Consider the following 20,452-nt stretch of genomic DNA (forward strand, 5'->3'; position numbering starts at 1 on the left):
TTGGAAACAGTTTTCAAATGAGTTAGCCCCGCGCCGGGGGATTCCCGGGGCGGGGCTAACGCGTGGTGAGTGTTGCGGTCCTACTTAGAGGAACCGCCCTCGGTGCTGCACACCGTTGCCAGCGTGGCGATCGCCGCGATCGCGAGCGCTGCGCCAGCGATCGGTCCGGCGGTCTGCACCGGAACCGGCAGCTGCTCGCCAACCTTGTTCAGCTGCTCCTTCACCGGAGCCAGTGCCGGAATGTCCATGGTGGCTGCCAGACCGAGCGGGATCAACGCCAGCAGCGGCAGGGCCATGATACCCACCGCCGGCAGGCAGCGGTCGCTCACGCTGGAACCCTCGCCAGCCGGAGCGTTGGTGCCATTAGCGCCGTCCTGGCCATCCTTGCCGTCGATGCCGTCGCGGCCATCAGCGCCGTCTGCGCCCTTCTCGCCGTCCTTGCCCGGCTTGCCGTCCTGGCCGTCGCGACCGTCTTCGCCCTTCTCGCCATCAGCACCCACGACGCGGCCCAGGTTCTGAGTCTCGCCGTCGGTGTAGGTGAGGACGAGCTCGCCGTTTTCGTTGACGGTGGCCTCTGCGATGCCGCGGCCGTCGGTGCCCGGCTCGCCGTCCTTGCCGTCCTGGCCTGCGGCGCCGGTATCGCCCTTGTCGCCCTTCGGGCCCTGCTCGCCGTCGGCGCCGTTCTTACCCGGCTGACCGTCCTTGCCGTCGATGCCGTCGCGGCCGTCCTTTCCGTCGGCGCCCTTCTTGCCCTTAGCACCGTCCTTGCCATCTTGGCCTGCGGCGCCGGTATCGCCCTTGTCGCCCTTCGGGCCCTGCTCGCCGTCGGCGCCGTTCTTACCCGGCTGACCGTCCTTGCCGTCGATGCCGTCGCGGCCGTCCGTACCATCAGCGCCATCCTTGCCAGGTGCGCCGGTGTCGCCCTTCGGACCCCGCTCGCCGTCCTTGCCAGGCTTGCCGTCGATGCCGTCGCGGCCGTCCGTACCATCAGCGCCATCCTTGCCAGGTGCGCCGGTGTCGCCCTTCGGACCCCGCTCGCCGTCCTTGCCAGGCTTGCCGTCGACGCCATCCTTGCCGTCAGAGCCCTTGTCACCGGTGACCTTGCCCAGGTCCACGGTCTCACCGTCGGAATAGGTAACGATCAGGTGACCTTCGTCGTTGATCTCGAAGGACTTCACACCGCGGCCGTCCTTGCCGTCTTTGCCGTCCTGGCCTGCGGCGCCGGTGTCGCCCTTGTCGCCCTTCGGGCCCTGCTCGCCGTCCTTGCCCGGCTTACCGTCGGCACCGTCCTTACCCGGCTGACCGTCTTTACCGTCGATGCCGTCGCGGCCGTCTTTGCCGTCCTGGCCTGCGGCGCCGGTGTCGCCCTTGTCGCCCTTCGGGCCCTGCTCGCCGTCCTTGCCCGGCTTACCGTCGGCACCGTCCTTACCCGGCTGACCGTCTTTACCGTCGATGCCGTCGCGGCCGTCTTTGCCATCCTTGCCAGGTGCGCCGGTGTCGCCCTTCGGGCCCTGCTCGCCGTCCTTGCCCGGCTTACCGTCGGCACCGTCCTTACCCGGCTGACCGTCTTTACCGTCGATGCCGTCGCGGCCGTCTTTGCCGTCCTGGCCTGCGGCGCCGGTATCGCCCTTGTCGCCCTTCGGGCCCTGCTCGCCGTCCTTGCCCGGCTTACCGTCGGCACCGTCCTTACCCGGCTGACCGTCTTTACCGTCGATGCCGTCGCGGCCGTCTTTGCCATCCTTGCCAGGTGCGCCGGTGTCACCCTTGTCACCCTTGTCGCCCTTCGGGCCCTGCTCGCCGTCCTTGCCCGGCTTACCGTCAGCGCCCTTGACCTCGCCGAGGTTCTCAGTGTCACCGTTCTCGTAGGTGACAACGAGCTCGCCAGAGTCGTTGATCTCAGCCTTGACGATGTAGCGCGGCTTCTCCTCAGGCTGCGGCTCTTCCTCTTCAGCCTTCGGCTTCACATTCACAGTGACCTTCACCGTGTCGACGGTCTTGTCCGGGTAGGTGACGGTAATTTCGCCTTCCTGACCGTCGCCGACAGTGTCGGTGTTCGCAGGCTTGGTCCACTCGAATTTGGTGTCCGCCGGCAGCTGGTCTGCGTCCTTCACCGTGGCCTTTGCGTCCGGTAGCTGATCGCCCTGGGTGACAGTGACTTCCTCGCTCGCCTCTGGTGCGAACTTGTCAGCATCCTTCTCGTCGAGCTTGGTGCCGAAACCAACCTTGACAGGGTCGTGATCGGAGGAACGGAACGGGTTGCCGTAGCCGTAGATCGGGTCGTCGCCGTCGCCGAAGAAATCCTGGGCGTTGTAGTTGCGGCGCGAGTACTCGAACGCTGCCGACTCGTCGCCGTTGATGTTCCAGACAGCGGAGTCCTTCACAAGCTCCATTGCGGCTGCGTTTGCGAGGACATGGTCGAGGGTGCCCAGCTGGCCGTCAAACTGGTAGGAAGCCTGGTCGTAGTCCTTCTCGGATTCAACGATGTTGAAACCACCATCGACCAGCGCGGTGATTGCGTCTTCCTTGGTGTACGCGTTGAAGTCGCCCACAAGGAAGGTGGGCAGGTCAGCCCAATCTTTCTGTTCACCTAGGTGCTTCAGCAGAGCCTTGGACTGCTCTGCGCGGATACGAGCATTGTTGCCTTGGCCGTCGCCGGTGTCTTCGTCGCCCTTGGCGACAGAACCCTTGGACTTGTAGTGGTTGACTACAGCCACAAAGTTCTTGTCTTCGTCGTTGCCGACAGTGTCGAACACTTGCGCCAGCGGCTGGCGGGCAGTCTTTGTGAATGCGGGATCATCAAAAATGACAGATTCGCCGACCGGCTTCACCTTCGCCGGCTGATAGATGAAAGCGACACGGATGAAGTCTTCGTCAGTACCCAGCTTCTGCGGGGACTTCACAAGATCCCACTTGCCCGGCTCCTTTGCGTTAAGCGCATCGACAAGGTTCTGCAGAGCCTCGTCGCGCTTGGCGACGTCGCCGGTCACGCTAGCGGTGTTCTCAATCTCGGACAGGCCGAGCACGTCGGTGTCCAGCTTGTTGATGGCGGTGACGATCTTTGCCTGCTGGTCCTTGAACGCGTTCTGCGAGAATGCACCGCGAATGTTGCAGTTCTTGGCGCCGACGGGCTTACCGTAAATGTCGTTGTACGCCTTGCAGCCGGAGACGTCCTTGCCCAAGGTGGAGAAGTAGTTCAGCACATTGAAGAAGCCGATGGAGTAATCGCCCTCGACGTTGTCAATGTCGTCGTACGCGTCTGCGCGTGAATCCTCCCACGTGATGGGCAGCTCCGCTGCTACATTCTTGCCGGTGATCGGCTGCAGAGGCTGGAAACGCCAGTATTCGTATGAGAAGTCGACGACCACAGGGGTCTGGAACTGGACTTGATCGCCGGTGCGGATTGACTTAATACCATTGTCGGAAGTGACCAAGTACGGCAGTGGTGTCTGCTTATCGGTGCGGAAGTAATTCGCGTTTCGACCATCGTCGACGTGAACGACCTCAGCGTCTTGCTTATCTTGAAGCGCATTGGCTTCGCTACCAGGAGAAACAATATCGGTGGGAGTGCGGTGAGCCGTATCGCCAGGCGCCAAACCGATATCGCCAGTGTTATTCAGTGTGTAGTTGTTTGTCACCGTATAAGGACCAGTGATGTTCACGAGCATGCCCTCGTAAGACTCCCTGGCGTCATCCCCAGCGGGAAGAGACTCAAGCGAGATCGGCGCAGGGTCTTTAAAATCTGCGTCTTTCTCAATCACCTGCCACTTCGCGTCGCGAAGCTGGGTCGTCGACATGCGGTCGGAGACCGTGTCCTTTTTGACTTGCCAAGTTGCTGTGTATTCGTCTGCGGTACCCGCAATTTCGAGGAAGTCACCGATTTCCGGGTACGCACTCTCTGCGACGCGGCCCATGTAAACGAAGATGCCGTCAGAGGCGTCGCCTTTCTGCTTCGGCGAACCACCCGTTCCTGGAGTCTGGATGTAGAAGCCGCGCTTGCTGCCGTCAGATGCGTAAACCGCGGTAACCACGCCGCGAGTGGTTACGTTCTTCCCTTTAAACGGAGAGGTGTGGCCGGTGCCCTGGATCTCAGCGATCGGGGTGATCTCGCCCGGCTGCGGCTGCTCAGGCTGGGCCGTCGGATCTGTCGGATCCTCCGGGGTTGGGTCAACGGGCGTCTCGCCGGTATTGCCAGAGTTCTGCGGTGTCGGCTCCGCGACAATGAAGTCGATTGCGTTGTTGTCGGTGTCGACACCGACATCCTTTCGCTGAACAGACGTGGCGTTTGCAGTCCCCTTGGCAGGGGACGTCTCGGCTCCTTTGGCGGTTGTGCCCCAGCCGACCAGGTCTGCTATCTGGCCGTTGTTGTCAATCAACTCGGCGATTGCAGCCTTTGCGCCGAAGTTGAACGAACCAACAAGGTCAGCCTTCGGGAGATCCTGCGACTTTTCGTTGTCTTGGCTGTCCCCCTGGATGAGGAAGAAGCCTTTCGCGGGGACCTTTCCCGAGAGCTTAACGGTGTTACCGGTATTTCCGTTTGCGGCCTTTTGGTTAAGCTTCCAACCGCTGATGTCAATCTCAGCGTCGGTCGGGTTGTAAAGCTCAACGAAATCGTTGTTGAACTTGCCGCCTGCGTTGCCGCCACCGCCGTACACCTCGTTGATGACGACGTTGGAGCCGTCCACCGCTGCATTGGCAGTCGGTGCGACGACGGAGACGGTACCTGCTGCCAGCGCGATTGCGAACGCGGCGCCGAGGCTCTTGCGGGGAGTGGACATGGTTACCTTTCGGAAACTCAGGGGGAGACGGTTGATGGCAAGAACAAACTAGCCGTCTTTCTCAGTCTCAGCTTGGCGAGAAGTTAGGTTTTTCCAAGAATTCACCATCCGTTCACTTTTTCCCGGTCAGCAAGGGTTTCGGGCCGTGTCGGGGTGTCCGATATACTGACGCGCGTACCGCAAAGGTCGTTCAACCTCCCGAAACGTGAAGGATTCTCATGGCACGAGTCGTCGTCAATGTCATGCCCAAGGCCGAAATTCTTGACCCGCAGGGTCAGGCGGTGCTCCGCGCACTGGGCCGGATCGGAGTCGAGGGGGTGACCGACGTCCGCCAGGGCAAGCGCTTTGAAATTGAGGTGGATGATTCGGTCTCCGACGCCGAGCTGAAGCGCATGGCTGAAACGCTGCTGACCAACACTGTTATCGAGGACTTCGAGGTTGTGCGATGAGCGCAACTATCGGAGTCATTACTTTTCCGGGCACGCTTGACGACGTCGACGCGTTGCGCGCCGTCCGTCTCGCCGGTGCCGAACCGCGCCAGCTGTGGCACGCGGACGATGACCTGACCGGCGTCGACGCGGTCGTCGTCCCGGGCGGCTTTTCCTACGGCGATTACCTGCGATCCGGCGCGATCGCCGCGCAGGCCCCGATGATGGGCGCCGTGGTGGAGGCTGCGAAGAAGGGCATGCCGGTGCTCGGCATCTGCAACGGCTTCCAGATCCTCACTGAGGCTGGCCTGCTGCCGGGCGCGCTGACCCGCAACCAGGGCCTGAACTTCCACTGCGTGGACACCTACCTCGAGGTGGAGAACGCCGGCACCGCGTGGACCAGCCAGCTGGGCGAGCGCATCTACGTGCCCGCCAAGCACGGCGAGGGCCGTTTCCAGGCCGCCCCGGAGACCATTGAGGCGCTGGAGAAGGAAGGCCGTGTGGTGTTCCGCTACACGGACAACTTCAACGGCTCCATCAACGGCATCGCCGGCGTGACCAACGAGACCGGCCGCGTGGTCGGCCTCATGCCTCACCCGGAGCACGCCATTGAGACGCTGACCGGCCCGTCCACGGACGGTCTCGGCCTGTTCACTTCCGCCATCGACGCGATTTCGAAGATCGGAGCGTAGACCCGAAATGACCGTGCACAACGACACCGTCGACAACGCCTTCGACACCCCGGAGCTCGAGCAGCCGTACGCCGAGCTGGGCCTGAAGGACGACGAGTACGCCAAGATCAAGGCCATTCTGGGCCGCAGACCTACCGACGCGGAGCTGACGCTGTACTCCGTGATGTGGTCCGAGCACTGCTCCTACAAGTCCTCCAAGACGCACCTGCGCTACTTCGGCCAGACCATGACCGAGGAGATGGCGTCGAAGATCCTCGCCGGCATCGGCGAGAACGCCGGCGTGGTGGACATCGGCGGCGGCGACGCGGTGACCTTCCGCGTGGAAAGCCACAACCACCCCTCCTTCGTGGAGCCGTACCAGGGCGCGGCCACCGGCGTCGGCGGCATCGTCCGCGACATCATGGCCATGGGCGCGCGCCCGATCGCCGTGATGGACCAGCTGCGCTTCGGGCCTATCGACGCTGAAGACACCAAACGTGTCCTGCCGGGCGTCGTCCACGGCATCGGCGGCTACGGCAACTGCCTGGGCCTGCCCAACATCGGCGGCGAGACCGTTTTCGACCCGGCGTACGCCGGCAACCCGCTGGTCAACGCGCTCTGCGTGGGCACGCTGAAGGTGGAGGACCTCCACCTGGCGTTCGCCTCCGGCACCGGCAACAAGGTCATTCTGTTCGGCTCCCGCACCGGCCTCGACGGCATCGGCGGCGTGTCCGTGCTGGGCTCCGCCACCTTCGAGGAGGGCGAGGAGCGCAAGCTGCCGGCCGTGCAGGTGGGCGACCCGTTCGCGGAGAAGGTCCTCATCGAGTGCTGCCTCGAGCTCTACGCCGCAGGCGTGGTCGAAGGCATCCAGGACCTGGGCGGCGGCGGCCTGTCCTGCGCCACCTCCGAGCTCGCGGCGTCCGGCGACGGCGGCATGACCGTCAACCTGGACAATGTGCCCCTGCGCGCGGAGAACATGTCCGCCGCGGAGATCCTCGCCTCCGAGTCCCAGGAGCGCATGTGCGCGGTTGTGGCGCCGGAGGACGTGGATAAGTTCATGGAAATCTGCGCCAAGTGGGACGTGCTCGCGTCCGTCATCGGCGAGGTCACCTCGGACGCGGACCGTCTGCAGGTGTTCCACAACGGCGAGCTCGTGGTGGACGCCCCGCCGTCGACTATCGACGAGGGCCCGATCTACGAGCGTCCCTACGCGCGCCCGGATTGGCAGGATGGTGTGCAGGCCGGAGGTGACGTCGAGAAGCAAAGCGACATCAAGGACGCATGGCTGAAGATGGTCGCATCGCCCGCGTTGTGCTCCCGCGACTTCATCACTGAGCAGTACGACCGCTACGTGCGCGGCAACACCGTGCAGGCCAAGTACGCCAACTCCGGCGTGCTGCGCATCAACGAGAAAACCAACCGCGGCGTGGCCGTCTCCGCAGACGCGTCGGGCCGCTACACCTACCTCGACCCGAACATGGGCGCGCGCCTCGCGCTTGCGGAGGCGTACCGCAACGTCGCCGTCACCGGCGCCACCCCGGTCGCCGTGACCAACTGCCTCAACTTCGGCTCCCCGGAGAACCCGGATGTGATGTGGCAGTTCCGCGAGGCAGTGCATGGGCTTGCCGACGGCTCCGCTGAACTCGCCATCCCAGTCTCCGGCGGCAATGTGTCCTTCTACAACCAGACCGGCGAGACACCGATCCTGCCCACCCCCGTGGTCGGCGTGCTGGGCGTGATGGAGGACGTGGAGAAGGCCATCCCGCACGCGTTGCCGTCCACGGACGAGCAGTACACCCTGATCCTGCTCGGCGAGACCAAGGACGAGTTCGGCGGCTCCGTGTGGCAGGACATCTCCGGCGCGGGCCTGGCCGGCCTGCCGCCGCAGGTGGACCTGGCTAACGAGGCCCGCCTGGCGGAGTTCTTCGCCGGCAACGCCGCGGGCATCGCGGCCGCGCACGACCTGTCTGAGGGCGGCCTGTCCCAGGCGGTGTTCGAGCTGCTGCTCGGCTCCGACAAGGGCGCGGAGTTGAACCTGGAGGGCGTGCACGAAGACGCGTTCACCGCGCTGTTCTCCGAGTCCGCCTCCCGCGTGCTGGTCGCCGTGACCAGCGACCGCGCGGAAGCAGCCGTGGAGCGCGCGAACTCCGCGGGCATCCCGGTCGCAGTGCTGGGCGAGACCACTGACGACGGTGTGCTGCGCGTGGCTGGGCAGGAGATCCAGGTCGCGGAGCTCGCCGGCGCGTGGGCGGCGACCATGCCGTCGCACTTCGCGGCCGCAACGGCGCCGAACGCGGCGGTCTAGCGCTCTAGCGCGACCACCAATTAAGCGTTTGGGGAATGCGGCAAATATTTGCCACATTCCCCAAACGCTTATACGGGTGCGAAAAGACCTAGGACGTGCGCTGCACCGGCGGCAGCGGCTTGACCAGCGGCACCGGCTCATACTGCCCGCGCAGGTCCTTCAGCGTCTGCGTGTGCTCCCAGAGGCGCTGGTCCTCCTCGGTGACCGGGGTGAACTTGCGCGCCGGCAGGGGGTTGCCGTCGATGTCGATGCCGATGTAGGTGAACGTGGCGTGGATGGCGTCCTTCAGGTTGTCCCGCCCGCCGCGGGGGTCGCCGGCGCGCAGGTGCACCGAGGTGTGGATGGAACGCGAGTCGGTGCGGGTGATGCGCGCGTCCACCTCGATCAGGTCGCCGATGTGCACCGGGTGGTAGAAGCGGATGCCGCCGGCGTAGACCGCCACGGTGCGCTCGCCGGACCACTCCATGGTGCAGGCCAGGCCGGCCTCGTCGATCCATTCCATGGCGGTGCCGCCGTGGACGTTGCCGCCCCAGTTCACGTCGGTGGGCTTAGCCATGAAGCGGTGCACGATGCGCGGCGCGGTGGAGTCGTCGGTGTAGGTCTGCGCCTCCATTTCTTCCTCGATCGCCTTGCGCAGACCAATGCGCGACTCGGCGGCCTCGGCGACGCGGCGCTCCTCGTCATCCGTCGGCACAAACGACGGCACCGCCATGGATTTGCCGGTGTCCGGGTCCTTGGCCACGAACACCACCAGGCAGTCGCAGGCGCGGGTGAACACGCCCTCGCGGGGGTCGGCGGAGAGCACCTCGTTGACGATGTGCATGGAGGACCGCCCCGTCATGGCGATGCGGGAGCGCACCTCCACGATGTGGCCCGAGGGAATCGGCCGGGTGAAGTGGATGTGGCCCACGTAGGCGGTGACGCAGTAGGTGGCGGACCACTGCGCGGCGCAGGCGTACGCCGCCTTATCGATCCACTCCAGCACGCGGCCGCCGGAGACACCTTGTGCGCCGTGGTGCAGCACGTCGGTGGGGGAGGCCATGAATCGCAGGGTCACGGACGGGGAGCGCTCGGCGGCGACGGGGGTATTCGGCATGGGGCCACCTTAATATGGTGTGTCATGGTGCAGAAACAAGACCCGGCGCTGACACGTGAGGCGATCCAGCAGGTGGCTGGGTGGCTGGAGGGTGGGGCAGCGGAGCCGTCGAGAAGCGAGCTTGCAAATGCTTGCAGGCGCACCGCGCGCACCCTCGCCGAAGAGCTCCCGGGCCACTCGGTGGAGCTGCGCGTGCCGCCGTTTGTGGCGGTGCAGTGCGTCGAGGGGCCGCGGCACACGCGCGGCACCCCGCCGAACGTGGTGGAGATGAAACCGGAGACGTGGCTGCGGCTCGCCACCGGGCTGACCAGTTTCGACGAGGAGCTCAAGCGCGGGACTATCGACGCCTCCGGGTCCCGCGCCGCCGAAATTGCTGCCGGTCTTCCCGTGATTGCGCTGCGCTGAGTGGACTCGGATACAGTGAGGGGCGTGCTTACGGAGAGCCCTAAACTAAGTCAGGACTTCGACATCGACAGCGACACCCCGCGCGACGAGTGCGGCGTGTTCGGCGTCTGGGCGCCGGGCGAGGATGTGGCCAAGCTGAGCTACTTCGGCCTGTTTGCGCTGCAGCACCGCGGCCAGGAAGGCGCCGGCATCGCGGTGGGAGACCCGGACAAGCTGGTGGTGTTCAAGGACACCGGCCTGGTCAGCCAGGTCTTCGACGAACCCGCGCTGGAGGCGCTGCAGGGCGATGTGGCGATCGGGCATACCCGCTACTCCACGGCCGGCGGCAATTCGTGGGAGAACGTCCAACCGATGTTCCGCACCTCGCCTAACGGCACCGACATCGCGCTGGCGCACAACGGCAACCTGGTCAACTACGTGGAGTTGCAGAACGAGGCGATTGCGAAGAAGCTCATCCCGCCGGCCGGGGTCAATGGCCAGGGGTCGTCGTCGGACACCGCGGTGGTCTCCGCGCTGCTGGCGGATTTGGTCACCGAGGGCAAGACGCTTCTCGACGCCGCACGTGAACTCCTGCCCCGCGTCAAAGGCGCCTTCTGCTTCATGGTCACCGACGGCCACACGTTGTATGCCGCGCGCGACCCGCACGGCGTGCGCCCGCTGTCGTTGGGCCGCCTCGACGGCGGCTGGGTGGTCGCCTCAGAGACCTGCGCTTTGGACATCGTCGGCGCCTCGTTCGTGCGCGACATCGAGCCGGGCGAGATGGTCGCCATCGACGAGTCCGGCGTGCACTCTGAGCGCTTTGCCGAGACCCCGAAGGCGCACTGCGTGTTCGAGTACGTCTACGTGGCGCGGCCCGACTCCGTCATCGACGGCCAGACCGTCAACGCCTCTCGCATCGAGATCGGCCGCCGCCTGTCCAAGGTGAGCCCCGTCGAGGCGGACCTGGTCATGCCCGTGCCGGAGTCCGGCACGCCAGCCGCCATCGGCTACGCGGAGGCGTCCGGCATCCCGTTCAAGCAGGGCATGATGAAAAACGCCTACGTGGGCCGCACGTTCATCCAGCCCTCCGACACGCTGCGCCAGCTGGGCCTGCGCCTGAAGCTCAACCCGGTGCGCGAGGTCATCGAGGGCAAGAAGCTCGTGGTGGTGGACGATTCCATCGTGCGCGGCAACACGCAGCGCAAGCTCATCCGCATGCTGCGGGAGGCGGGCGCGGCGGAGGTGCACGTGCGCATCGCCTCGCCACCGGTGAAGTGGCCGTGCTTCTACGGCATCGACTTCGCCAGCCCGGGCGAGCTGATCGCCAACCATGGCCGCACCGACAACGACGAGGCGGTCGCCGAGTCCATCCGCACGATGATCGGGGCGGATTCGCTGGCATTCGTGCCCATCGACGACATGATCGCCGCCTCGAACCAGCGCAAGGAAAACCTCTGCGCGGCCTGCTTCACCGGCGATTACCCGCTGGGCCTGCCCGAGGGCAACCCCAACGCCGACCTTGTCCGACGCATCCAGAAAGGTGCAGAAGCCTAAATGAGTACTGAACAGAATCCGGTTTCCTACGAAGCCGCCGGCGTGTCCATCGAAGCCGGCGACAAGGCCGTGGAGCTTTTCGCCCCGCACGCCAAGCGCGCCACCCGCCCAGAGGTCCGCGGCGGCCTGGGCGGCTTCGCCGGCCTGTTTGCCCTGGGCAAGTACAAGGAACCGCTGCTGGCGGCAGGCTCCGACGGCGTGGGCACGAAGCTTGCGGTGGCGCAGGCCATGGACAAGCACGACACCATCGGCATTGACCTGGTGGCCATGTGCGTGGACGACCTGGTCGTCTGCGGCGCCGAGCCGCTGTTTCTGCAGGACTACATCGCCATCGGTAAGGTCGTGCCCGAAAAGGTCGCAGAGATTGTCTCCGGCATCGCCGAGGGCTGCGTCCAAGCCGGCTGCGCGCTGCTCGGCGGCGAGACCGCTGAGCACCCGGGCGTGATGGAGCCGGACGAGTACGACGTGTCCGCCACCGCCGTCGGCGTCGTCGAGGCCGCCGAGCTGCTCGGCCCGGACAAGGTCCGCGAGGGCGATTCCATCATCGCCATGGCCTCTTCCGGCCTGCACTCCAACGGCTACTCCCTGGCCCGCCACGTGCTGCTGGAGCGCGCCGGGCTGCCCCTGGACGCGGAGATGGAGGAGCTGGGCCGCACCCTCGGCGAGGAGCTGCTCGAGCCGACCCGCATTTACGCCCTGGACTGCCTGGCGCTGGCCGCAGAGTGCGAGGTGCACACGTTCTGCCACGTCACCGGCGGCGGCCTGGCCGGCAACATGGAGCGCATCATCCCCGAGGGGCTAGTGGCGGAGATGCGCCGCACCACCTGGACCCCGGGGCCGATCTTCCGCACCATCAAGTCCGTCGGCCAGGTTCCGGACGAGGAGATGGAGAAGACGTTCAACATGGGCGTCGGCATGGTGGCCATCGTCAGCCCGGAGGACCGGGACCGCGCCCTGGCCATCCTGGCGGCGCGTCACATCGACGCGTGGGATCTCGGCGAGGTCCGCGCCGCGGGCGAGGGCGATACTGCCCGCGCCGTGCTCACCGGCTCGCACCCGCAGTACTAGGAATACGTAAAAAGCACCCCGGTGAGGGGTGCTTTTTTCATTGAGGCGGTGGACTAGCGGTCGTCGTCCTCGTCGTCCCAGTCCGCGTACTCCGCGTACTGGTCGTCCACCTCTGCCTCGTCGTCGTCCCAGCTGCGTCGCGGGGCCTGGCCTGCAAGCTCTCGCTGCAGGGAATCCAGGTCCATTTCAGGAGTGTTGTACTTCAGCTGGCGAGCAACCTTGGTCTGCTTGGCTTTTGCGCGTCCGCGGCCCATGGCGTGACCCCCTTGAGGTGGTTCTTGGGCGGCCTTCTAAAGAGGCGGCCTCATACTTATTTACGATATTTTCCTGTAGGACACTATAGCTTGCACTCAGAAAAAATGCGCTTTGGGGGTCTGAACAGCTTTTATAGCTGGCTCTCAGGTCCGCGCCTTAGCCTATCGACGGCCCGGCGTCCCGCGTGGTCGCCCTCATCTGCCGGCAGGGACGACTGGTCCACCGACGCCGCCGTGCCGCCGATATCCAGCGGCGCCTGTAGCGCCGAACGCTTCACCAGGGCGAGGGCGACCGGGCCTTCGTCCGCGTCGTGCACAACGGTGCCGAGCCTGCCCACCTTGCGCCCGCCGGCGGTGATCTCGGCGCCGATCTCCGGCTCGGACGGGGCGGAGCCGTCCAGCTGCAGCTTGACCAGCAGCCTGGGGGAGCGGCCCAGATTCTCCACGCGCGCGACGGTTTCCTGCCCGCGGTAGCAGCCCTTATCCAGGTGGACGGCGCGGATATTTTCGCCGCGGTTGATCAGGTTCGGTGCCTCGTGTGGGATGGATTTCTCGTCCAAGTCCGCGCGCGTTTCCGGCTCGCCGGCAGCGACGCGGAAGGCGGTAAAGGCCATCAGCCCCGCGAGCGGGAATTGGTCCGCGACCTCGGCAATCCGGGCCTTCGGCACCGCGATGTCGGTGCGGCCGACCCCGCCCCAGCCGTCCAGGCGGCGGGTGAACACCTGGCCCAAGTCCGGCTGTGCCACCGGGCCCAGGATGGTGAGCACGCCCAGGTCCGGCTCCTCGATGGTCACCTCGGACCAGAACACCATCTTGCGCAGGAAGTCCACGAAGGATTCGCGCTGGTAGGACGGCAGGTCGAAGTAGTAGACGCCGCCGGCCACCGCCACGTCGGCGTGGTGCAGGATGCGGCCCTGCGCGTCCAGGTCCAGGGCGGCAGCGGCGAAGCCGTCGGCGGCGTCATCCAGCTTCTGCGAGAGCAGGTTGTTGAGGAATGTCGGCGCGTCCGGCCCGGAGACGGCGATAACGGCGCGGTGGGAACGGTCCACCAGCGTCGGCTCGGTGATGCGCTGCTCCACCAGGGGGTTGCCGTAATGCCAGGGGACCCCTTTGGCGTCGAGAAGCGAGGCCCCGGGCAGCTCCTGTGCGCCGGGACGTGTCAAAAGCTCCGATGCGTAACCCATGGGCGCCTATCATAGGGCCACTATGGTTTTTCCCCAGCTAACGCCCGCACCCGTGATCTACCTGGTGGAGCCGTTCGGCGGCTCGGTGCGGCGCCAGAACCCGAACATGCCGCACGTGTTCTGGGACGACGCGGCCGTCACCCGCGGCGACGGCATCTTCGAATCCATCCTGGTGCGCGGGGGAAAGCCGCGAAACCTGGGCAAGCACTTCAAACGCTTTGTACGCTCCGCGGAGCTTTTGGGCCTGCCCGAGCCGGGCCGGGAGCACTGGGTCCGCGCGACCGAGGAGGCCGTGGCCGACTACTGCCGCGAGCGCGGGGACGCCGTGGACGTCGAGGCGAAGGTTACTTGGACCATGACCCGCGGGCGCGAAACCACCGGGGTGCCCACCGCCTGGATCACGGTGCGGCCGCTGCCGGAAAGCGTGCTGCGCCAGCGCGAACGCGGGGTGAGCGTGCTGACCACCCCGCGCGGCTACGCCATCGACTTGGACGTGCCGTGGATGCGCGACGGCGCGAAAACGCTGAACTACGCGCTGACCATGGCGGCCTTGCGCTGGGCGGGGGAGCAGGGCGCGGACGACATCATCTACATCGACCCGGAGACCGGCCGCGTGCTCGAAGGCGCGACGTCGAGCGTGCTCATGGTGAAAAAGGGCGGCCGCCTGCGCACCCCAGCCCCGGGCGCGGGCGTGATGGCCGGCACCACCCAGGCCGCCGTCTTCGAGCACGCGGAAAAGCTCGGCTGGAAGTGCAAGGCCAAGGACATTTACCTCAACGAGCTGTTCAAGGCGGAGTCCGTCTGGTTGGTCAGCTCCACCCGCATCGCCGCGCGCGTGAAGCGCCTCGACGGCGAAAAGCTGCCCGCCCCCGACAACGCGTCGGAGATCAGGCAGCTCATTGAAGACGCGATAGCTTAGCCCGCCACTCGCTTGAGCTCGGCGGACATGTAGGGCACCATCTCGCCGTCGACGGCACGCTCGTCCACCCAGCCCAGGTTGTTGTTGGGCATCAGGCCGTAGAGGCGCTTGCCTGGGCCGTGGGCCGCCGGGCCGGTCTCCGTGGCGATGGTGGAGGCGCTGGTGAGCTGCCACGCGCGCTCGTTGACCAGGCCGCCGTACATGATTTCCACCAAACCGCGGGAGTTCGTCAGCGTCACCTCAATCTCGTCCTTGAGCGAGATGCGCCAGAACCCCACCTCGCGCTGGTCCGCGCCGGTGGCGTTGCCCTCGGAATCCAGGCGCCAGATGCGGGACTCGAAGCGCAGGTAGTTCTCGCCGTCGTGGGAGACGACGAGCTGCTGGCCGAAGGCGTATTCATCGCCCTCCGGGTCGGACGGGTCGTTGGCCTGGCCGGAGCCGGTCCACACGCCGACGAGCGGCAGCAGGGCCAAAAGGCCGTCGTGAAGCGACGGCCCGTAACGCAGGTTGGCCGTGTCCGCCTCGAGCGGCATGTCCTCGAATCCCAGCTCCGGGATGTTGCGGTGCGCGGTCTCCTTGGACTGCTCCGCCGCGAGGTTCACAGCGTCGTTGCCGTTGAGCTTGTTTTCTGGGGTGTTGTCTTGCTCAGTCATGCTTCCCAAGCGTAGACGCTCCCGCCAGCGGTTCCAGATCCGCGGGCTCCACCACAGTGTTTACCCGGTCGCGGGACAGCTCGAGCGAGCCCCCGCGAAGCTGCACCAGGTCCGCGGGCCCGCCGAGCGGCAGCTCCCGGGTGTCCAGGTCGAGACTGAATCCGTCCAGCACGGCCTGTTCGTCGCCGTCCGCGACGTCGAGGAGCTGACTCGGCCGCATGCGGAATGTGCCGTCGACAAGCCGCAGCGTCACCACCACGGTGGCGGGCTCGCGCGCGCCGGGCGCGGTGCCGGTCAGGCGCGCCTCGCTGGCCACGCCGCCGGTGGGGGAGATGTCGTAGGGGTTGGCCATGTCCAGGTCCGTGATGCCCAGCAGCTCGCCGAAGCCCACGCCGTCGAGCCGGATGCGGCGGCGCACCAGGCGGGCGTCCGCGCCGACGACTTCGCCGCGCAGCGCATCCGAAGGCGTGTCCAGCTTGAGGTTGAACATCTCCACGCTCACCGTGCCCACCCCGGGGCCGGGGATGTCCGCGTCGGTGCGCTTCACGGTGACGCGCGGGACGCGGCCTGAGATGCCCGACCACACAAAGGGCACGGCGCTGACCTCCGCCTCCACACCTTCGCGCGCGAGGTCGTGCTCCACGTGCGAGGCCAGCGCGGTATCCGCGAGCCCGAGGGCGGCGACGAGTACCGCCGCGACCACGACCGCTTTCTTCACCGCGCTCTCCTTCCCGCACGTAGCCTTGGGAGCCATGACTGCCGATATCCTAAGCGCCCACCTGCCCGGCGACCGCGTGCGACCCTTGCTTGAGGCCGCCGAAGCCCACGACGGCATCGCCGCCTTCTCTGAAAGCTTTGTGCAGGGGCTTGACGACGATCGCCTCCGCCATACCCACTTCCTGGCCGAGCGCGACGGCGAGGTCGTCGCCTGCGCGGGGCTGGCGGAGGACGGCTCAGCGGAGCTGGTCGTGCACCCGGAGCGCCGCCGCGAAGCCATCGGCGAAGCACTGGCGCGCACAGTCCGTGCCGAAAACCCTGACGCCGGGCTGTGGGCGCACGGCAACCTTCCGGGGGCGAAGGCGCTCGCGGCGAAACTGGGGCTCGAGGTAGTCCGGGAGCTGCTGGTGATGGGGATTTCCGCCGACGACATCCCTGCCGGCGGGCCAGAGCTGCCGGCAGGGTTCGAGGCCCTGGACTACGTGGGGGCGGTGGAGCGTTGGGGGCGGGACGCCGTCGAGAAGCAATGGCTCGCCGTGAACAACGACGCGTTTTCCTGGCACCCGGAACAGGGAGGCTGGGACGTGGAGCGGTTGCACCGCGCGATGGAGGCTGAGTGGTTCGACCCGGCGGGTGTGCAGCTGCTGTACGAAGGCGAACAGTTGGCTGGGTTCCACTGGACCAAGCGCCACCCTGATGGGACGGGTGAGGTGTATGTGGTTGGGCTTGCCTCAGAGCATCGGGGGGAGGGAATGGGGGGACCATTGATGCAGATGGGGTTGGCGCACCTTGTCCAGGGTGGATCCCCGCAGGTCATCCTCTATGTTGAGGCAGACAATGAGCCCGCTGTGAAGCGCTATACGCAGCTCGGCTTCAAAGTTGATGAAAGTCACGTTGTCTACCGGTAGCCTGGCTTTTACCTGCGGAAACGTTGTGATGGGCGGGAGTTCACCAGTTATTCACTTAACTGGCTACCGGCCATTAACCAGGGTTCCGTAGGTTTGCACTCGTGAGTAATCGGACAGTTGTTCCGACACTCGAAACTGACCCGTTAGCACCGGAAAGGTATCCCGTGATCCGTAACTTCAAGCGCACCGCAGCAATCGCTGGCGTCGTTGCCCTCTCTTCCGCTTCCCTCGTCGCTTGCGGCGACTCCGAGGACAACGCAGCTACCGACGCTGTTGAGTCCGCAACCGAGGCCGTGTCCTCCGACGACAAGGACAGCAAGGACAGCGACTCGAAGTCCGGCGACTACGAGCTCTCCGGCCAGGAGGGCACCCTCGTCGCAGAGGGCGCTTCCTCCCAGCAGAACGCGATGGACTACTTCGCGTCCGTCTACGCATCCGAGGTTCCGGGTGCTCAGCTGGCCTACACCCCGTCCGGCTCCGGCGCTGGCCAGAAGAACTTCATCGCCAACCAGGCTGTCTTCGCTGGCTCCGACTCCCCGCTGAAGGACGACCAGGTCCAGGCAGCCGCTGACCGCTGCGGCGGCAACGAGGCATGGCACCTGCCGTTCGTCATCGGCCCGGTCGCAATCGCCTACAACCTGGACGGCGTGGACGAGCTGAACCTGACCGTCGACAACATCGTCGAGATCTTCCAGGGCGTCATCACCACCTGGAACGACCCGAAGATCGCCGAGAACAACGAGGGCGTCGAGCTTCCGGACGCTCCGATCAACGTCTTCTACCGCTCCGACGAGTCCGGCACCTCCGACAACTTCCAGAAGTTCCTGGCTGCCGCTTCCGACGGCAAGTGGGAGTCCACCGGCAAGGCATTCCCGAACGCTGTGGGCACCGGCGCCAACGGCTCCTCCGGTGTGGCACAGGAGGTCAACGCAACCGAGGGTGCAATCACCTACGTTGAGGCTGGCTTCGCTGACAAGAAGGCCAACATCGACTTCGGTGGCGGCCCGGTTGAGCTCACCGACGAGGCTGTTGAGAAGACCCTGGACGGCCTCGAGTTCAAGACCGAGGGCCACAACATGGTCGTCGACTCTGACAAGCTGTTCAAGACCGACGCTGCTGGCGCATACCCGCTGGTTCTGACCACCTACGAGATCGTCTGCTCCGCCGGCTACGACGAGGCAACCTCCAAGATGGTCAAGGACTTCCTCAACGTTGCTCTGGACAGCCAGGACGACGAGCTCGCTGCTGAGGGCTTCATCCCGGTCAAGGGTGCACACGCTGAGCGTCTGCGCGAGGCTATCAACGCCATCAAGTAATTGCTGGCAATCGGCTACTGCGGTCTTAGGCCGCAGTAGGCAGATAGACCCCCTCAGATTCCGATCTTTGGGGGTCTCTCTATGCGGAGAAGTGGAGCGCAAGCCCCAGTTTCCGCCGTCCACAACGATTCATCTTCGAAGGATTCGAGCATATGGCTGCTAACGATCACCTCGACCGCGGAGCAGGACCCGCGAACACCACAGATCCTGTAATCCAGAACTCAACGGGCACCACCCTGACAAAAGGCGACGGCGGAAACACCCCGGTAGCGGACAACGCAAACAAGGGCTCCGGCGTGAAGCGCCCGGGTGACCGCGTTTTCGAGTTCCTCTCCACCGCCTCCGCGACGCTGATCACTGTGCTGGTCGCGGCGATCGGTATCTTCCTGCTCATCCAGGCCCTCCCGCCGCTGATGCGTAACGACCGCGGCTTGATCGGCTTCCTCACCTACGGTGGCGGCTGGCAGACGGCGAACCTGGACGCAATGAAGTTCGGTATCCCGAACCTGTTCTTCTCCACGGTGACCATCTCGCTGATCGCGCTGGTCATCGCGATGCCTATCGCCCTTGGCGTGGCACTGTTCCTGTCCAACTACTGCCCGCCGAAGCTGGTCCGCCCGCTGGGCACCCTGGTGGACATGCTCGCCGCCGTGCCGTCCATCGTCTACGGCCTGTGGGGCGCGCAGGTGCTCGGCCCGCTGCTGGGCGACTTCTACAAGTGGGTCAACAGCTGGGGCGGCGACTTCTTCCTGTTCGCCACCTACCAGAACTCCCCGCCGTTCTCCACGGCCCGCAACATGATGACCGGCGGCATCGTCCTGGCCATCATGATCCTGCCGATCATCGCCGCAACCGCCCGCGAGATCTTCGTGCAGACCCCTCCGGGCCAGATCGAGTCGGCACTGGCTCTCGGCGCCACCCGCTGGGAAGTCATCCGCATGACGGTGATCCCGTTCGGCATGTCCGGCTTCATCGCCGGTTCCATGCTCGGCCTCGGCCGCGCGCTGGGTGAGACCATGGCGCTGTACATGGCTGTGGCACCGGCGAACGACTTCCGCGGCTCGCTGTTCGACGGCGGCACCACCTTCGCCACTGCGATCGCCAACGCCGCCGCAGAGTTCAACAACCCGGTCTCCGCAGGCGCGTACATCGCCGCCGGCCTGGTGCTGTTCCTGCTGACCTTCATCGTCAACTCGATCGCCCGCGCGATCGTTAACAAGTAAGGAGCGGAAAGCAGATATGTCTACTGCAGTACCGAACAACGGCTCCTCCCAGGTAGCAACCAAGAACTCCGCTCCGGCGCGTCGTAAAGGTGAAAGCCCGTTCACCGACATCGCCGCAAGCCGCAAGACCACCAACTCGATCATGGGCGGCCTGATGTGGCTGTGCATGATCCTCGCCCTGATCCCGCTGCTCTGGCTGCTCATCACCGTGGTCTCCCGCGGCCTGGGCGCCGTGATCGACCCGGCCTGGTGGACCCAGGACATGGTCGGTGTGCGCTCCTCCAAGCCGGGCGGCGGCGCACTCCACGCCATCGCCGGCACGCTGATGCAGACGCTGGTCGCGTCGCTGTTTTCCATCCCGATCGGCATTTTCACCGCGATCTACCTGGTGGAGTACTCCAACGGCAACAGGCTGGGCAAGCTGACCACCTTCATGGTGGACATCCTCTCCGGTGTGCCGTCCATCGTCGCCGCGCTGTTCGTCTACGCCCTGTGGATCACCATCCTGGGCCAGCAGCGTTCCGGCTTCGCAGTGTCCCTGTCGCTGATCCTGCTCATGATCCCGGTTGTGGTCCGCAACACCGAGGAGATGCTGCGCGTGGTTCCGATGGACCTGCGCGAGGCGTCCTACGCACTGGGTGTTCCGAAGTGGAAGACCATCATGCGCATCGTGCTGCCGACGGCACTGTCCGGCATCGTCACCGGCGTCATGCTCGCCATCGCCCGCGTGATGGGCGAGTCCGCCCCGGTGCTGATCCTCGTCGGCTCCACCCCGACCACGAACTGGTTCAACATGTTTGACAAGCCGCAGTCCTCGCTGCCGCTGTTCATGCTGGATATGTGGAAGTCCGGTGCGACCGGCCCGGCAAACGACCGACTCTGGGGAGCGGCGCTGACGCTCGTGATCCTCGTTGTCACCCTGAACCTGCTCGCTCGATTCGTGGCGAAGCGCTACTCGGTCAAGAAGTAACCCACCCGCGTTCCCACCCATCCCAGG

Annotated in this window: 17 protein-coding genes; 11 read left to right on the plus strand and 6 right to left on the minus strand. The window is 65.6% G+C overall.

Annotation, left to right across the window (positions count from 1 at the left end; translation table 11 throughout):
* Window positions 1–80 precede the first annotated feature (80 nt).
* Window positions 81–4,775, minus strand: coding sequence for an ExeM/NucH family extracellular endonuclease (locus ACF3NP_RS00405; RefSeq protein ID WP_392398782.1), 4,695 nt, complete (start codon window positions 4,773–4,775; stop codon window positions 81–83).
* 218 nt (window positions 4,776–4,993) lie between these two features.
* On the opposite strand from ACF3NP_RS00405, the gene purS reads away from it, so the two are divergent.
* Genes purS through purL form a run of 3 tightly spaced genes read left to right on the plus strand, consistent with a single transcriptional unit; the run spans window position 4,994 to window position 8,179 of the window.
* Complete coding sequence (purS, locus tag ACF3NP_RS00410) at window positions 4,994–5,224, plus strand: phosphoribosylformylglycinamidine synthase subunit PurS (protein ID WP_181889037.1); 231 nt, start codon at window positions 4,994–4,996, stop codon at window positions 5,222–5,224.
* A complete protein-coding gene (gene purQ, locus ACF3NP_RS00415; protein ID WP_301612918.1) occupies window positions 5,221–5,895 on the plus strand; it encodes a phosphoribosylformylglycinamidine synthase subunit PurQ in 675 nt (224 codons plus the stop codon). Before purS ends, purQ begins: the two co-directional genes overlap by 4 nt.
* 7 nt (window positions 5,896–5,902) lie before the next feature.
* Window positions 5,903–8,179 carry a phosphoribosylformylglycinamidine synthase subunit PurL gene (purL, locus tag ACF3NP_RS00420; RefSeq protein WP_239307568.1) on the plus strand — a complete coding sequence of 759 codons (2,277 nt, stop codon included), beginning with the start codon at window positions 5,903–5,905 and terminating at the stop codon, window positions 8,177–8,179.
* Between the two features lie 88 nt (window positions 8,180–8,267).
* On the opposite strand, the gene ACF3NP_RS00425 is transcribed toward purL, so the two are convergent.
* The gene (locus tag ACF3NP_RS00425; protein WP_269511907.1) at window positions 8,268–9,275 is read right to left on the minus strand and encodes an acyl-CoA thioesterase; all 1,008 of its coding nucleotides are present in this window, start codon (window positions 9,273–9,275) and stop codon (window positions 8,268–8,270) included.
* Between the two features lie 24 nt (window positions 9,276–9,299).
* Between ACF3NP_RS00425 and ACF3NP_RS00430 the strand changes: the two genes are divergently transcribed.
* From ACF3NP_RS00430 to purM, 3 genes are read left to right on the plus strand one after another with little or no spacing between them, the layout of a single operon-like run.
* Window positions 9,300–9,680: a sterol carrier family protein gene (locus ACF3NP_RS00430; protein ID WP_070474600.1), complete on the plus strand. Its 381-nt coding sequence runs from the start codon at window positions 9,300–9,302 to the stop codon at window positions 9,678–9,680.
* 24 nt (window positions 9,681–9,704) lie between these two features.
* Window positions 9,705–11,213 carry an amidophosphoribosyltransferase gene (purF, locus tag ACF3NP_RS00435; RefSeq protein ID WP_392398783.1) on the plus strand — a complete coding sequence of 503 codons (1,509 nt, stop codon included), beginning with the start codon at window positions 9,705–9,707 and terminating at the stop codon, window positions 11,211–11,213.
* Window positions 11,214–12,281 carry a phosphoribosylformylglycinamidine cyclo-ligase gene (gene purM / locus ACF3NP_RS00440; RefSeq protein WP_392398784.1) on the plus strand — a complete coding sequence of 356 codons (1,068 nt, stop codon included), beginning with the start codon at window positions 11,214–11,216 and terminating at the stop codon, window positions 12,279–12,281. It abuts the gene before it with no gap.
* A gap of 53 nt (window positions 12,282–12,334) precedes the next feature.
* Here the strand turns inward: purM and ACF3NP_RS00445 are convergent, their stop codons facing one another.
* On the minus strand, window positions 12,335–12,535 hold the full coding sequence (locus ACF3NP_RS00445; protein WP_181889030.1) for a DUF3073 domain-containing protein: 201 nt from the start codon (window positions 12,533–12,535) through the stop codon (window positions 12,335–12,337).
* Between the two features lie 131 nt (window positions 12,536–12,666).
* The gene (gene ygfZ, locus ACF3NP_RS00450) at window positions 12,667–13,719 is read right to left on the minus strand and encodes a CAF17-like 4Fe-4S cluster assembly/insertion protein YgfZ (RefSeq protein ID WP_392398785.1); all 1,053 of its coding nucleotides are present in this window, start codon (window positions 13,717–13,719) and stop codon (window positions 12,667–12,669) included.
* Between the two features lie 22 nt (window positions 13,720–13,741).
* Between ygfZ and ACF3NP_RS00455 the strand changes: the two genes are divergently transcribed.
* A complete protein-coding gene (locus ACF3NP_RS00455; protein WP_392398786.1) occupies window positions 13,742–14,638 on the plus strand; it encodes an aminodeoxychorismate lyase in 897 nt (298 codons plus the stop codon).
* Here ACF3NP_RS00455 and ACF3NP_RS00460 read toward each other — a convergent pair.
* Window positions 14,635–15,291 carry a heme-binding beta-barrel domain-containing protein gene (locus ACF3NP_RS00460; RefSeq protein WP_239357406.1) on the minus strand — a complete coding sequence of 219 codons (657 nt, stop codon included), beginning with the start codon at window positions 15,289–15,291 and terminating at the stop codon, window positions 14,635–14,637. The genes ACF3NP_RS00455 and ACF3NP_RS00460 overlap by 4 nt on opposite strands.
* Window positions 15,284–16,009 (minus strand): LmeA family phospholipid-binding protein, encoded by a 726-nt coding sequence (locus tag ACF3NP_RS00465; RefSeq protein ID WP_392398787.1) that lies wholly within the window; start codon window positions 16,007–16,009, stop codon window positions 15,284–15,286. The genes ACF3NP_RS00460 and ACF3NP_RS00465 overlap by 8 nt, the downstream gene beginning before the upstream one ends.
* A 34-nt stretch (window positions 16,010–16,043) precedes the next feature.
* On the opposite strand from ACF3NP_RS00465, the gene mshD reads away from it, so the two are divergent.
* The 4 genes from mshD (at window position 16,044) to pstA (ending at window position 20,425) form a co-directional block, all read left to right on the plus strand.
* On the plus strand, window positions 16,044–16,916 hold the full coding sequence (gene mshD / locus ACF3NP_RS00470) for a mycothiol synthase (protein WP_392398788.1): 873 nt from the start codon (window positions 16,044–16,046) through the stop codon (window positions 16,914–16,916).
* A gap of 164 nt (window positions 16,917–17,080) precedes the next feature.
* Window positions 17,081–18,232 (plus strand): phosphate ABC transporter substrate-binding protein PstS, encoded by a 1,152-nt coding sequence (pstS, locus tag ACF3NP_RS00475; RefSeq protein WP_181889024.1) that lies wholly within the window; start codon window positions 17,081–17,083, stop codon window positions 18,230–18,232.
* A 152-nt stretch (window positions 18,233–18,384) separates the two neighbouring features.
* Window positions 18,385–19,455, plus strand: a complete 1,071-nt coding sequence (gene pstC / locus ACF3NP_RS00480; protein WP_181889023.1) for a phosphate ABC transporter permease subunit PstC — start codon at window positions 18,385–18,387, stop codon at window positions 19,453–19,455.
* Between the two features lie 142 nt (window positions 19,456–19,597).
* Entirely contained in the window at window positions 19,598–20,425 is an 828-nt protein-coding gene (gene pstA, locus ACF3NP_RS00485) for a phosphate ABC transporter permease PstA (RefSeq protein WP_236883535.1), read from the plus strand.
* Window positions 20,426–20,452 lie beyond the last annotated feature (27 nt).

This window comes from Corynebacterium lehmanniae (assembly GCF_043161975.1).
Classification (GTDB): domain Bacteria; phylum Actinomycetota; class Actinomycetes; order Mycobacteriales; family Mycobacteriaceae; genus Corynebacterium; species Corynebacterium lehmanniae.

Bases quoted from the DNA above. Each gene is read 5' to 3' on its own strand.
- ACF3NP_RS00405 (WP_392398782.1), bottom strand. From the start codon at position 4,775: ATGTCCACTCCCCGCAAGAGCCTCGGCGCCGCGTTCGCAATCGCGCTG.
- purS (WP_181889037.1), top strand. From the start codon at position 4,994: ATGGCACGAGTCGTCGTCAATGTCATGCCCAAGGCCGAAATTCTTGAC.
- purQ (WP_301612918.1), top strand. From the start codon at position 5,221: ATGAGCGCAACTATCGGAGTCATTACTTTTCCGGGCACGCTTGACGAC.
- purL (WP_239307568.1), top strand. From the start codon at position 5,903: ATGACCGTGCACAACGACACCGTCGACAACGCCTTCGACACCCCGGAG.
- ACF3NP_RS00425 (WP_269511907.1), bottom strand. From the start codon at position 9,275: ATGCCGAATACCCCCGTCGCCGCCGAGCGCTCCCCGTCCGTGACCCTG.
- ACF3NP_RS00430 (WP_070474600.1), top strand. From the start codon at position 9,300: ATGGTGCAGAAACAAGACCCGGCGCTGACACGTGAGGCGATCCAGCAG.
- purM (WP_392398784.1), top strand. From the start codon at position 11,214: ATGAGTACTGAACAGAATCCGGTTTCCTACGAAGCCGCCGGCGTGTCC.
- ACF3NP_RS00445 (WP_181889030.1), bottom strand. From the start codon at position 12,535: ATGGGCCGCGGACGCGCAAAAGCCAAGCAGACCAAGGTTGCTCGCCAG.
- ygfZ (WP_392398785.1), bottom strand. From the start codon at position 13,719: ATGGGTTACGCATCGGAGCTTTTGACACGTCCCGGCGCACAGGAGCTG.
- ACF3NP_RS00455 (WP_392398786.1), top strand. From the start codon at position 13,742: ATGGTTTTTCCCCAGCTAACGCCCGCACCCGTGATCTACCTGGTGGAG.
- ACF3NP_RS00460 (WP_239357406.1), bottom strand. From the start codon at position 15,291: ATGACTGAGCAAGACAACACCCCAGAAAACAAGCTCAACGGCAACGAC.
- mshD (WP_392398788.1), top strand. From the start codon at position 16,044: ATGACTGCCGATATCCTAAGCGCCCACCTGCCCGGCGACCGCGTGCGA.
- pstC (WP_181889023.1), top strand. From the start codon at position 18,385: ATGGCTGCTAACGATCACCTCGACCGCGGAGCAGGACCCGCGAACACC.
- pstA (WP_236883535.1), top strand. From the start codon at position 19,598: ATGGGCGGCCTGATGTGGCTGTGCATGATCCTCGCCCTGATCCCGCTG.